Origin of the sequence: Streptomyces sp. NPDC020422 (assembly GCF_044386705.1) — a bacterium.
In the GTDB taxonomy this organism is placed as follows: Bacteria; Actinomycetota; Actinomycetes; order Streptomycetales; family Streptomycetaceae; genus Streptomyces.
On record NZ_JBIRVJ010000015.1, the window covers coordinates 35,778 to 49,386 of the forward strand.

At 73.2% G+C, this 13,609-nt stretch carries 7 protein-coding genes; 3 read left to right on the plus strand and 4 right to left on the minus strand.

All coding sequences use genetic code 11. The features are described 5' to 3' along the window. Positions 1-220 precede the first annotated feature (220 nt). The 3 genes from ACH414_RS31940 (at position 221) to ACH414_RS31950 (ending at position 3,151) form a co-directional block, all read left to right on the plus strand. The gene (locus tag ACH414_RS31940) at positions 221-1,735 is read left to right on the plus strand and encodes a hypothetical protein (RefSeq protein WP_398944542.1); all 1,515 of its coding nucleotides are present in this window, start codon (positions 221-223) and stop codon (positions 1,733-1,735) included. A gap of 92 nt (positions 1,736-1,827) precedes the next feature. After that, positions 1,828-2,469 (plus strand): class F sortase, encoded by a 642-nt coding sequence (locus tag ACH414_RS31945; RefSeq protein WP_382549048.1) that lies wholly within the window; start codon positions 1,828-1,830, stop codon positions 2,467-2,469. A 34-nt stretch (positions 2,470-2,503) separates the two neighbouring features. Continuing rightward, on the plus strand, positions 2,504-3,151 hold the full coding sequence (locus tag ACH414_RS31950; protein ID WP_382549050.1) for a PH domain-containing protein: 648 nt from the start codon (positions 2,504-2,506) through the stop codon (positions 3,149-3,151). Positions 3,152-3,238: 87 nt separating this feature from the next. Here the strand turns inward: ACH414_RS31950 and ACH414_RS31955 are convergent, their stop codons facing one another. From ACH414_RS31955 to ACH414_RS31970, 4 genes are all read right to left on the minus strand, one after another. After that, a complete protein-coding gene (locus ACH414_RS31955; RefSeq protein ID WP_398944543.1) occupies positions 3,239-6,544 on the minus strand; it encodes a hypothetical protein in 3,306 nt (1,101 codons plus the stop codon). 284 nt (positions 6,545-6,828) lie between these two features. Then, complete coding sequence (locus tag ACH414_RS31960; RefSeq protein ID WP_386568063.1) at positions 6,829-10,230, minus strand: FlgD immunoglobulin-like domain containing protein; 3,402 nt, start codon at positions 10,228-10,230, stop codon at positions 6,829-6,831. A gap of 148 nt (positions 10,231-10,378) precedes the next feature. Then, complete coding sequence (locus tag ACH414_RS31965) at positions 10,379-11,560, minus strand: hypothetical protein (protein ID WP_398944545.1); 1,182 nt, start codon at positions 11,558-11,560, stop codon at positions 10,379-10,381. 321 nt (positions 11,561-11,881) lie between these two features. After that, positions 11,882-13,537 (minus strand): phospho-sugar mutase, encoded by a 1,656-nt coding sequence (locus ACH414_RS31970; protein WP_382548583.1) that lies wholly within the window; start codon positions 13,535-13,537, stop codon positions 11,882-11,884. Positions 13,538-13,609: the final 72 nt, after the last annotated feature.

The window sequence follows — 13,609 nt, forward strand, 5'->3', positions numbered from 1 at the left end:
GGGGCCGCTCGTCCGAGCGGACGAAAGCGCAGGTGGGTCAGGGGAAGGTGTGGTTCCGGTGAGCTCTGTCACATGCTCGTGACATGGAGCGGACAACTCCCTGAAGCAAGATCCGTAACGTTTCTTCTGCAGCCAGCGAGAACTCTCCGGCCCCACCCGAACGAGATGTCAGCGGCATGCGACTCTCCCACCCGCCACCTGACTGTCCTCAGGAGTCGTTATGCGCATCGCCCTCCGCACCGCCGTCGCCACCGCCCTCCTCGCGGGCCTGGCGCTCACCCCGGTCGTCGCCACCGGAACCGCCTTCGCGGCGGAGCAGCCCGTCGCGGCCGCGGAGGCGCCGGCGACCGGCACCCTCGTTCGTACGGAGACCCTCTCCGACGGCACCCTCGTCAAGGTCTACAAGCTCGGCCCGACCTGGTACCGCGCGGACGGCTACGCCTCCGGCGCCTTCATCGGTTCCGTCGAGGCGAACGGCCGGGCGGCCGCCGGCAACAACAACGGCGGCTTCCTGGTCCTCTTCGAGGACGGCCGCACGGTCTCGTGGCTGGGCAACGTCGCCTACAAGACGCCGCTCGGCCTCTACCGGCTGGCCGACGGCACCGTCGTGGAGCTCGGCAAGAACCCGAAGGACGGCCGCCTGGGCCTCCAGCTGGTCGACAAGGCCGGCACGGGCCACGGCTTCACCTACGCGTACCACCCGGTCCGGTCGGTGTGGACGTACGGGAAGTCCGTCGTCGTCCTGGCCAGCCACGGCGGTGAGCTCGCCGCGTACGTCCCCGGCACCGCCAAGCAGGCCGCCCCCGTCTACCTGGGCGCCAAGGCCAACCCGCAGCAGCCCCTGCCGCCGGCCGAGATCATCAGCGGCCCGACGGTCACCAGTATCTGCACCGTCACCGAGGACATCCGCTCCTCCTTCGGCAACGGCTGGCGCGTGACCCTCACCAACGACTCCGCCGAGGGCCCGAAGGCCGTTCTCAAGGACGCCCGGGGCAAGACCGTCTCCACGGTCGACCGCGCGCACCCCCTCGACTCCCGCAACGGTCTGAAGATCGAGCGCGGCGACACCCTCACCCCGCGGTTCGGGCAGCGCACCCAGGGCGGCGACACGCCCTACCGCTGGAACGACTTCCCGCTGGTCCCCCGGGGCTGCGTGCAGGTGAAGCCCGGCGGGCAGGGCACCACCCCGCCGCCGGCGAAGATCATCAGCGGCCCCACCGTCGTCGGCACCTGCACCGTCACCGAGGTCATCGCCTCGTCGTACGGCGACGCCTGGCGCGTCACCCTCACCAACGACCTGAAGAAGGGCCCGAAGGCGGTCCTGAAGGACGCCCGGGGCAAGACCGTCTCCACGGTCGACCGCGCGCACCCCCTCGACTCCCGCAACGGTCTGAAGATCGAGCGCGGCGACACCCCCACCCCGCGGTTCGGGCAGCGCACCCAGGGCGGCGACACGCCCTACCGCTGGAACGACTTCCCGAAGCTCCCGAAGGACTGCGGCAAGACCCCCGGCGCCGGCACGGGGACCGGAACCGGCACGGGGACCGGCACCAGCACCCAGGGCGGTCAGACCTCCGTCGTGCCCAAGGGCGGGGTCGCCGCCGGTGCGGAGTTCGGCAGCGTCGAGCAGGGCAACGACACCGCGCTGTTCGCCGCCTCCGGCACCGGTGCCGCCGTGGTCGTCGCCGGGCTCGGCCTCACCGCCCTGCGCCGCCGCGCCGCCGCCCGCGGCTGACACCCGCGCGCGACCCCACACCCCTACACCCCTGCGGCGGGCCGCCTCTCCTCCTCGGCGGCCCGCCGCACCCCGTTTCCCGGAGCACCCCCATGAACCGCCGCAGCCGCCGCCCCCTCCTGGTCACCCTCGCCGCCACCGCCGTCACCGCCGTCGCTCTGGCCGGCTGTGCCGCGCCCGGGGGCGAGGCGCCGAACGGGACCGCCGCACCGGCCCCGCGGATCTCGGCGACCGCCGCCCCCGCGCCGGCCGCGCAGCTCGCCACCGCACCGATGCCGCGCTCGAAGCCCGTACGGGTGCGGGTGCCGGCGGCCGGCGTCGACGCGGCGCCGCTGCTCGACCTCGGCCTCGAAGCGGACGGCACGGTCCAGGTGCCCTCGGTCGCCCAGGCCGACCGGATCGGCTGGTACGACAAGGGCGTCACACCCGGCGAGACCGGCCCCGCCGTCCTCATCGGCCACTTCGACACCGCCGAGGGGCCCGCCGTGCTCAAGGACGTCGCGAAGATCCACGTCGGCGACCGCATCACCGTCACCCGCGCCGACGGCACCGACGCCGTCTTCCGGGTGCGCGAGCTGGAACAGGTCGACAAGAAGGCCTTCCCGACCCGGAAGGTGTACGGGGACACCAAGCGGCCCGAGTTGCGGCTGATCACCTGCGGCGGTGAGCTGGTCGACGGCCACCGCCCCGACAACATCGTCGTGTACGCCGATCTGCTCACCCGAGCCGGATGAGCCGAACGGGGAGCGCTGAGGCAGAATCGGCCCCATGACGACCCCCGAGCCGCCTACCCCGCCCTCCTCCGAGCCCGCCCACGCCGACCGCGTCTACCGGTCCTCCATGGGGATCGCGGGCGGGGTCACCCTGCTCGTCCTCGCCGCCCTCCTCGGCGGCGACTCGCTGTTCCGCGGCGACGGCCGCGTCCCGTGGATGGCGCTCGCCGGTCTCGTCCTGGTGGTCCCCCTGATCGTCGCCTTCACGATCCGGCCCGCCGTCTTCGCCAACGACGAGCGGCTGCGCATCCGCAACCCGTTCCGCACCATCGTGCTGCCCTGGGGCTCGGTCGCCGACCTCCGCGCCGGCTACTCCAGCGAGGTCTTCACGCAGGACGGCGCCAAGTACCAGCTCTGGGCCATCCCGGTCTCGCTCCGCCAGCGCAAGCGCGCCGCCCGCCAGGCCGCGCGCGCCTCGCAGGACGACCCGCACGGCCGCTCGTCGGTCACCGCCGACGTCACCGACTCCAAGGCCCGGGTCGCCCCCGCCGACCAGACCGTCGCCGACCTGCGCGACCTGGCCGAGCGCCGCGCCGGCAGCCCCGAGGCGCAGGGCGCGCCGCAGATCCGCTGGGCGTACGAGATCCTCGCGCCCGCCGCGGCCGGTCTGGTGCTGCTCATCGTGCTCTCCGCGACCGGCTGAGCCGCCCGTACGCCCCTACGCCCGAGGGCCGGGTGCGCACCGTGGGGTGCGCACCCGGCCCTCGGGTCTTTCCGCCGTCGGGTCGGCTCAGGAGCCGAAGTACCCGGCGACGTCGGCGATGAGGTCGACGCTGCCGGCGCGGTTGTAGAAGGTGACCTTGCCGTCCTTGACCGGTACCACGACGAGGTTGGGGACGGTCTGTCCGGCGACCACGTTGAGGTTGGAGGCGCTGGTCCGGGTCGTCCCGTACGGGTAGACCGAGACGAACGTCGACGTGGTCGGGTTCGTCGCGGTCACGTTGAGGACCACGGCGGTGACATCGGTGGCGGGGACGCCGCCCTGGCCCGCGACGGTCAGGGTGACCGTCTCGCCCGCGCCGACCTTGGCCTTGGGGACGCCGGTGCCGGAGCGGGTGTCCATCAGCCGCGACGGGGTCACCGGCTCGTACAGCGAGCCGGAGGTCTCACTGGTGAAGTAGCCGGCGACGTCGGCGATCAGGTCCAGGGATCCGGCGCGGTTGTAGAAGGTGACCTTGCCGTCCTTGACCGGCACGACGACGAGGTTGGGGACGGTCTGTCCGGCGACCACGTTGAGGTTGGAGGCGCTGGTCCGGGTCGTCCCGTACGGGTAGGCCGAGACGAACGTCGACGCCGTCGGGTTGGTGGCCGTGACGTTGAGGACCACGGCGGTGACGGAGCTCGACTCCGGGACGCCGCCGCGGCCGGTGACCTGGAGGCTGACCGTCCCGTCCGCGCCGACCTTGGCCTTGGGGACGCCGGTGCCGGAGCGGGTGTCCATCACGCGCGACGGCGTCACCGGCTGGTACAGCGAGCCGGTCCGCCCGGGCCAGTAGTAGCCGGCGACGTCGGCGATCAGGTCCAGGGATCCGGCGCGGTTGTAGAAGGTGACCTTGCCGTCCTTGACCGGCACGACGACGAGGTTGGGGACGGTCTGTCCGGCGACCACGTTGAGGTTGGAGGCGCTGGTCCGGGTCGTCCCGTACGGGTAGGCCGAGACGAACGTCGACGCCGTCGGGTTGGTGGCCGTGACGTTGAGGACCACGGCGGTGACGGAGCTCGACTCCGGGACGCCGCCCCGGCCGGTGACCTGGAGGCTGACCGTCCCGCCCGGGCCGACCTTGGCCTTGGGGACGCCGGTGCCGGAGCGGGTGTCCATCACGCGCGACGGCGTCACCGGCTGGTAGCGGCCGGAGGCCAGCGAGCTCAGGCGGGTCAGCGCCACCTCCCCGGACAGGTGCAGGACGGGACCGCCGATCTCGTACTCGGGCTCCGCGTCGAGCGTCCAGCGGTACACGCCGTCGGGCATCGGCTGCCCGGTCGAGTCCGTGCCGTCCCAGGTCACCTCCGCCGCGCCGCGGACCTGCCAGCCGTGCAGCGTGCGCGACTGGGTGTTCGTGTCGTCGACGAAGGTGAGGGTCCAGTGGCGGACCGGCTTGGAGAACCACCACTTCGCCGACCACTTCTGCGGCTCGGCCGCCCTGCGGTCCAGGCGTTCGGTGGGCTGCACCGAGTCGAGGACGAAGACGTCCGGCGCCGGGACGCCGCTCGGCGTCACGTGCGTGCGCTGCAGCTCGTCCACCCAGGCGAGATGGCCGCTGAAGCGGTCCACCGCCCAGCCGAAGCCGGGCCGCGCGTCGGCCGGCCGGCCGATCGTCCGGGTCGCCCGGTCGACGCCCCGGGTCGGGGTGAGCGACAGGGTGCCGTCCAGGGCGTGGGCCACGTAGCCGTCACCGAGGACCGCGGTGTCGTGCGCGGGCAGGGGCTGGGTGGTCTTGGCGCCCAGATCCGTGACGCCGGAGGCGGTGTCGCACTTCCAGTACGCGGCGTCGCGCCGTACCTGGAGGTCCTTCAGGTGGCAGTCGGCGACCTTCACCGAGCGCAGGGTCGCGCCGGTGCGGACGTCGACGGCGTCGACGGTGCCGGGGGTCGCGCCCTCCGACCAGAGCGTTCCGCCCTCCAGTGAGGTCGCCTGTCCGGTGAACCCGCCGCGGTCGAAGACGATCTTCCGGGAGTCGAGGTCGAAGACCTTCTGGGTGCCGTTCAGCGAGCGGAAGGAGACGTACCGGCCCGAGGCCTCGACGTCGTCGACGACGCCGCCGGTGACGACGGTCGCGCCGGGGAGCTGCTGTCCGGCGTCGAGGAGGACCAGGTCCTGCCGCGCGTTCGGGTAGACGACCCGCCCGTCGCCCGTCGGCACGGGCACCGGGCAGTCGGACTCCAGCGCGCAGTGCGCGCCGAAGTCGCTGCCGGTGCCCCGGTCCTGCGGCGCCTCGGCGGTGATCGGGTCGGTGACGGAGAGCCGGGTGCCCCGCAGACGGGGCTGCTCCCACGGGACCTGGTCCACGGAGGTCAGCTCGCCCTGGGCGACCGCGATGCGGTGGCGGGCGGTGGGGACCTGCGGGATGTTGTGGATCGCGTCGGCGTAGAGCGCGCCCCCGCTGATCTCGCTCCGCAGCGAGTGGACGGTGCGGGCGTTCTCGGTGCCGAACCGGACCGCCAGCAGGCGCCCGTTCGGGGTGATCCGGGTGTCGCCGTGCACCTGGGAGAGGATGGTGCGCCCGTCCCCGCCGTCGGCGTTGTAGTCCGTCAGCGTGGCCTCGTCCGGGTCGAAGGCCGACCGGGCGATCACGTGCTTGCCGACCATGCCGATCGGGGCGGCCAGGCCCTCCGGCCAGTCCCGCTGGTAGAGGAGGCCCTGTCCGGGCGGGGCGTCGATGCCCCAGACCCTGAGCTGCCTCTCCGGAGAGACGGTGAAGAGGAAGTCGCCCTTCGCGCTCACGTCCTGCACGTTCTCCAGCGTCCACACGCCGAGGTTCGTGCCCTTGATCCAGGCGGTCTTCTTCACCCCGTCCACCCGGTAGGAGAGGAGGAAGCCCTTGGCGTTGTCCCCGTCCCACACCGCGATGTCGGTGCTGCCCTGCGGGAAGCCCCAGACCGTGCGGTCCTTGGCGACCCCGTCGACGACGGTCAGCGCGTGCACCGCGACGACCGCGCCGTCCTTGATCTCCTCCGTGATGACCTCGGTCCCCATCACCGTCGCGAAGCGATGGCCCGCGGGGATGGCCACGGTCATCGTGGTCTCGCCCTGGACGTCCGTGAAGTCGACCCTGTCCTGCGCGTTGCCCAGCCGGGCGATCAGGTCGCGGCCGGTGCCGAAGAGCCGGTTGCCGTCGGGATTCGCGTACGAGCCGACCGTTCCGCCGCTGTACGGGACCCACTTGAGCCCGGAGTCCCCGTCGCCCCTGAGGAAGCCGGTGGCGCCCGCCAGCTGGATCCGTCCGGCGTCCGGCGCCGCGTAGCGCTCGCCCGGAATCACCAGCTCCGCCGAAGCGGCCGGTGCTGCCGCCGCCGTGCCCGCTCCGAGCGGTGCCACGGTGGCCAGTGCTGCCGTCAGCGTGACGGCGATCGCCGCGACACGCGCACGGCGGCGTGTTGTTGTCTGTCTCAAAAGAAGAGTCCCTCCCCAGACGAGTCTGCGCGGAGGCGGTGGCTGCGCTGGGCGCGGGACCCCCCGGTCCGTCTCCCCACCCGCCTCAACTGCCCCGACACTAACAGTGGTTCAGTCGTCAACGTGTGACATATCGTCAGAGGGCCGGGTACGCACCACAGGGTGCGCACCCGGCCCTCGGGATGACGGCGCTACGGCTCAGGGGTGGGTCAGGGGCCGTAGAACCCGGCGACGTCGGCGATGAGGTCGACGCTGCCGTTGCGGTTGTAGAAGGTGACCTTGCCGTCCTTGACGGGGACGACGACGAGGTTGGGGACGGTCTGTCCGGCGACCACGTTGAGGTTGGAGGCGCTGGTCCGGGTCGTCCCGTACGGGTAGACGGAGACGAACGTCGACGCCGTCGGGTTGGTGGCCGTGACGTTGAGGACGACGGCCGTGACCCCGGCGGCCGGGACGCCGCCCTTGCCCGCGACGGTCAGCGAGACCGTCGCGCCCGCGCCGACCTTGGCCTTGGGGACGCCGGTGCCGGAGCGGGTGTCCATCAGCCGCGACGGGGTCACCGGCTCGTACAGCGAGCCGGAGGTCCCGCTGGTGAAGTAGCCGGCGACGTCGGCGATCAGGTCGAGCGAGCCGTTGCGGTTGTAGAAGGTGACCTTGCCGTCCTTGACGGGGACGACGACGAGGTTGGGGACGGTCTGTCCGGCGACCACGTTGAGGTTGGAGGCGCTGGTCCGGGTCGTCCCGTACGGGTAGACGGAGACGAACGTCGACGCCGTCGGGTTGGTGGCGGTCACGTTCATGACCACGGCCGTGACGCCCGTGGCCGGGACGCCGCCCGCGCCCGCGACGGTCAGGGAGACCGTCTCGCCCGCGCCGACCTTGGCCTTCGGGACACCGGTGCCGTCACGGGTGTCCATCACGCGCGTGGGTGTCACGGGCTCGTACAGCGAGCCCGTCCCCGCGAGCGTGTAGTAGCCGGCGACGTCGGCGATCAGGTCGAGCGAGCCGTTGCGGTTGTAGAAGGTGACCTTGCCGTCCTTGACGGGCACCACGACGAGGTTGGGGACGGTCTGTCCCGCCACCACGTTGAGGTTGGAGGCGCTGGTCCGGGTCGTCCCGTACGGGTAGACCGAGACGAACGTCGACGCCGTCGCGTTCGTCGCCGTCACGTTCATGACCACGGCCGAGACGCCCTTCGCGGGCACCCCGCCCCGGCCGGCGACCGTCAGCGTGACCGTCTTGTCCGCGCCGAGCTTCGCCTTCGCGACACCGGTGCCGGAGCGGGTGTCCATCACGCGCGTCGGCGTCACCGGCTCGTACCGCCCGGTGGCCAGCGTGGACTGCCCGCGGACCAGGGCGACATCGCCGGCCCGGGTGAGCGCCGGGCCCGCCCCGTCCGCCGGAGCGGCCGTCAGCGACCAGGAGTAGAGCGCGTCGGGCAGGGCGTTGCCCTGCGCGTCCTTGCCGTCCCAGGCGGGCTTGACGACACCGCGGGTCTCGCCGCCCTGGAGGGTGCGCACGACCGTGCCCGCGCTGTCGCGGATGTCCATCCGCCAGGAGGCGGCCGGCTTGTTCAGCCACCACTTCGCGGCCCACACCGGCTTCTCCGCCTTGCGGTCCACGATCGGGGACTCCTCGGCGTCCAGCAGGCCCAGCGGCGAGGCGGGCACTCCGGTCGGCACGACGTGGACGGCCTGGTCGGCGTCGACGTAGCCGACGTGACCGCCGAACTTGTCGACCGTCCAGCCGTAGTCCGGCCGGGAGTCGGCCACGGTCCCGATCGCGCGGGTCGCGCCGCCGCCCCGCAGCGGGGTGACGGAGAGCGTGCCGCCCTTCTCGTGGGCCACGTAACCGTCACCGAGCAGCGCGCTGGTGTGCGCGGGCAGGGTGACGTCCGCCAGGGTGTCGAGGTTCTTCACCCCGGCGCCCGTGGCGCACTTCCAGTACGCGAAGGAGCCCACGACCTGGAGCCCGGTGAGGTCGCAGCCGGCCACCTTCACCGAGCGCCTGGTCGCGCCGGTGCGGACGTCGATGGCGTCGACGGTGCCGGTGGTGGTGGACTCGGCCCACAGGGTGCCGCCGTTCAGCGACGTCTTTCGGTCGCCGAGCACAGGGCTGAACGCGATCTTCTTCGCGTCGAGGTCGTAGACCTCGTGCAGGCCGGGCTTCGACGTGTACTGGTCCTTGACCTTGTAGGCGGTGTACCGGCCCGAGGCCTGGTATCCCGTGTAGTACCAGTCGGGTTCGGAACCGGCGTAGGTGCCGTCGTCCATGCCCTGGCCCTCGTCGACCACGTGCAGGTAGCCCGGGTACGCGTAGAAGACCAGCCGGCCGTCACCGGTGGGCAGGACCGGGACGCAGTCCGGGTTGCAGTAGCCCGGGGTGGGGCTCTCGTGCTCGAAGCCCCGGTCGGTCTTCGGGCCCGCGGCGAGCTCGCCGCTGAGGGTGAGCTTCCGGCTGGTGACCCGCCCGTAGTAGTCGTCGCGGAGCCCGGAGTGCTCCGCGGCGTGCAGCTCGCCCTGGGCGAGGGCGAACCGCCGCGTCTGCCAGACCGCTTCCGGAACGTCGTACACCTTGGTGAGGGTGGGCGCCGAACCGTCCGTGGGGAAGGAGACCTTGTGGACGGCGGCCTCCTTCTCCGCGCCGCTGACCGTGGCGAGCACACTGCCGTCCGCCAGGGTGGCGACGTCGACCGCCTCGAAGGCCGGCCGGGGCTCGCCGCCCGACAACGGGTAGAGCACGTACGGGCTGTTGCCCGTCCTGGCCCTCTCCACCAGCACGTCCTGGCCCACCACGGCCTTGGGGTAGCCGTCGTCCACCGCGATCTCCGCCACCGGCTTGGTCAGGTCGCCGGTCAGGTCCCAGACGCTCACGCGCTTGGCCCGGTAGTCCCAGAAGAAGGCGCGGGTTCCGGAGACGCCCGGCCCGTGGCCGGTCTGGTCCCACGGGATGGCGGTGGGCTTGATCACCGGATCGGTGAAGTCGTCGACCCACCCCACGAGCGTCTTGCCGTTCAGGGAGTAGGCCATGAAGAAGCCCTGCCCGTTGCCCTGCCGCTCGTCCAGCATGATCGGGGAGGCCCAGGCCGCACCGGCCGGGGCCACCACCACGCGGTCCTTCTGGACGCCGTTCTCGATGGACAGGACGTGCGTGCTGCTGCCCGAGGTGATGACGCGGCCGGCCTGGACGCTGTGGAAGTGCTGCCCCTGCGGGATCGTCACGGTCCGCTGGGCGCCGGTGGGCCCGTCCTGGAGGACGACCTTCGCGGCGTACTCGCGGGCGATGACGTCTCCGCCGCCGCCGTGGACCGCGAACTGGCCCTCCGAGCCGAGCTTCGTGGCCTTGCCGTCCGCGTACGAGACCCAGGAGACGCCGAAGGTGTCCTCGTGCAGGAAGCCGGTGGCGCCGGCGAAACGGAGCTTGCCCGGGTCCCGGAAGTGCTCCGCCGGAATCGTCAGCGGCGCCTGCGCCGTGGGTGCCTCCGCCGCTGCCGCCGTCCCCCCGGTGAGCGGTGCGAGCGTGGCGACGGCCGCCGTCATGGCGACCGCGGTCGCCGTCAGGCGTCTGCCGCCCGCGGTCTTCAGGGCCCCGCTTGTTCGTGTGTCACGCAACGTGTCCCCCCTCAGAGTCACTAGTGGTTCACGTGTCAACCCTCCGAGGTTAAAACCTCCGTCCGTGTCAGGAACCTTCTGCAGCCGTCACAACCTCGTCCCCTTTGTCACAGTCCTGTGACAGCTGCCGTCACTGCCGTCACTGCCGTCACGGCGGCCCCGGCCAGACCAGCAGCATGTAGCCGCCCAGCCAGGCCGACGACAGCGCCGCCCCCGCCAGGACCAGACCCGCCGCCGGGCGCCGCGCGCGGGCCAGCGCCAGGGCCACCGGGAGGAGCAGCGGGAAGCCGGGAACGAGAAAGCGGGCGCGCGGGAAGTAGACACCGCCGCTACCCAGGACCACCAGGAGCAGCACCCCCGAGAAGACCAGCAGCGGCAGCGGCTGACGGTCCGCCAGGCAGAGCAGGAAGAGGCCGGCGGACACCACGAGGACGACCGACACCACCACCAGGAACAGATGCGGATGGCGGGCGTAGACCAGGAGCTCGCGCAGCTGCCGCAGGGTCTCCGCGCCGCCGTCCCACTGGTTGGTCCACGTCCGCTGCACCGCGAAGTAGCCGTCCCAGCGCCCGAGCCGCACCCCGACCCAGGCCACGTAGCCCAGCCAGCCCAGCGGGGCCGCGAGGGCGGCCGGCAGCGCCCGGCGCTCACCCCGCCGGACGGCGAGCAGGGCGCCCGCCGCCACCGCCGCCGCGACCGCGACCCCCGTCGGCCGGGTGAGCCCCGCCGCCACCGCCAGGCCCGCCGCCCACGCCCAGCGGCCGGTCAGGACGGCGTACAGCGCCCAGGCGGCCAGCGCCGCGAACAGCGACTCGGTGTAGCCCATCCACTGCACCAGCGCGACCGGCGTCGCCCCCCACAGCACCGCGAGGAGCGTGCCCGTACGGCGCCCGTGCAGCCGCTCGCCCACGGCGAAGACCCCCCAGGCGGCGAGCAGCGAGCAGACCCACGCGAGCACCAGGCCGACGGAGGCGCGCGAGCCGGGGGTGACGGCCGCGAAGGCCTTGACCAGGACCGGGTACAGCGGGAAGAACGCCAGGTTGTTGTGGTTGGTGCGGGTGCCGAGCTCGGCGTCGTAGCCGTGGTCGGCGATCCCCAGGTACCAGCCCGAGTCCCAGGAGGTCGCCAGCGTCGGCCACACCCCGTGGCCCCTCAGGTGCGCCCAGCGGGCGAGGACCAGCAGGCCGAGCAGCCGTACCGCCAGATAGCCGAGCAGCGCCGGGGCCGCCTGCCGCAGCGGGCGCGGCAGCCGCCGGGACGGTGCGGGGGAGGGCCCGCGCGCGGCGGGGACGGCACGGCGGGGCGTCAGCTGGGAGGGCACGGGGGACACCGGGTCACCCTCGCCCCGGGCACCCGGGCGCGGGGCGCGCGTTACGTCACCTGCCGTACCCGGTTCACTCGAAAGGGGAGCGCGCGCGGAGGGCCGGGAAGGCCGGAGGGCGGGGAAGGTCGGAGGGTCGGGAAAGCCGGGGGCCGGAAAGCCGGGGGCCGGAAAAGCCGGAGGGTCGGGAAAGCCGGAGGGCCCGTACGGAAACGATTCCGTACGGGCCCTCGGCAACTGTCCGGGGAGCGGCTGTTCCGGGAGCGGCTGCCGCCGGGAGCGACTCTCCCGGAAGCCGCTGCCGCCGAAGCGGCTGCCGCAGAGCGGCCGCTACAGGCCTGCGGCCTCCGCCAGGTCCTTCTTCAGCGCGGCCAGCACGTCGGCGCCGGTCGCGCGGGCCGTCGCCAGCTCGCTCGCGTCGGCGACCGGGACCACGACCTCCAGGTAGCACTTGATCTTGGGCTCGGTGCCCGAGGGACGGACGATCACCCGGGCCTTGTAGGCGCCCTCCAGGTGGTAGCGCAGGCCGTCGGTCGGCGGCAGCGACTCCGTGCCCTTCGCCAGGTCCTCCGCCGAGACGACGGTCAGGCCCGCCAGGTGCACCGGCGGCTTCGCGCGCAGGGCGGCCATCGCGTCGGCGATGATGCCCAGGTCCTGCACCCGCACCGACAGCTGGTCCGTCGCGTGCAGCCCGTGGGCCACCGCCAGGTCGTCCAGGAGGTCGGTCAGGGTGCGGCCCTGCTCCTTGAGCTCCGAGGCCAGCTCGGCGACGAGCAGCGCCGCCGTGATGCCGTCCTTGTCGCGCACGCCCTCCGGGTCGACGCAGTAGCCCAGCGCCTCCTCGTAGCCGTAGCGCAGGCCCTCGACCCGGGCGATCCACTTGAAGCCGGTCAGCGTCTCCTCGTAGCCGACGCCCGCCGCCTCCGCGATCCGGCCGAGCAGCGAGGACGACACGATCGACTCGGCGAACACGCCCGTCGCGCCCTTGTGCACCAGGTGCGCCGCGAGCAGCGCGCCGACCTCGTCGCCGCGCAGCATCCGCCAGCCGCCCTCGACGCCCGCGTCCGGCACGGCCACCGCGCAGCGGTCGGCGTCCGGGTCGTTGGCGATGACGATGTCGGGGTCCACGGCCCGGGCGGCCTCGAACGCGAGGTCCATCGCGCCCGGCTCCTCCGGGTTCGGGAACGCGACCGTCGGGAACGCCGGGTCCGGCTCCGCCTGCTCCGCGACCAGTGCCGGCGGCGGGAAGCCGTGCCGGCCGAAGGCCGCCGTCAGGACGTCCTTGCCGACGCCGTGCATGGCCGTGTAGACGGTCCGCACGGTACGGGGGGAGCCGGGGGTCAGCACGGCGTCCGTGCGCGCCAGGTACGCCTCCAGGACCTCGTCGCCGAGCACCTCCCAGCCCTCGGACGCGCGGGGCACGTCGTTCAGGGAGCGGACGGCGTCGATCTCGGCGGCGATCTCCACGTCGGCGGGCGGCGTGATCTGCGAGCCGTCGCCCAGGTACACCTTGTAGCCGTTGTCGCGCGGCGGGTTGTGGCTCGCGGTCACCTCGACGCCCGCGACCGCGCCCAGGTGCCTTATGGCGTACGCGAGGACGGGCGTCGGCAGCGGGCGCGGCAGCAGCGCGGCGCGCAGCCCGGCGGCGGTCATCACGGCGGCGGTGTCGCGGGCGAAGTCGGCCGACTTGTAGCGGGCGTCGTAGCCGACGACGACGAGACCGCCGGAGTGGCCCTTCGCCTTCAGGTACGCGGCGAGGCCGGCTGCCGCGCGGATGACCACGGCGCGGTTCATCCGCATCGGGCCCGCGCCCAGCTCGCCGCGGAGGCCGGCGGTGCCGAACTGCAGCGTGCCGGCGAAGCGCTCGGCGATCTCGGCGGTGGCGCCGCGGTCGAGCAGCGCGCCGAGCTCGTCGCGGGTCTCCTGGTCGGGGTCCTCGGCGAGCCACGCCTGGGCCCGGGCGAGGAGGTCGTCCTGCGTCGTCACGGTGATGTGCCTTTCAGGGTGGGGCGGGGGCGGGCGCCCACGGGCGGTCGCTGGCGTCCGCGGGCGTTTGCG

Coding starts and splice junctions, on each gene's coding strand:
- ACH414_RS31940 (WP_398944542.1), top strand. CDS start 221: ATGCGCATCGCCCTCCGCACCGCCGTCGCCACCGCCCTCCTCGCGGGC.
- ACH414_RS31945 (WP_382549048.1), top strand. CDS start 1,828: ATGAACCGCCGCAGCCGCCGCCCCCTCCTGGTCACCCTCGCCGCCACC.
- ACH414_RS31950 (WP_382549050.1), top strand. CDS start 2,504: ATGACGACCCCCGAGCCGCCTACCCCGCCCTCCTCCGAGCCCGCCCAC.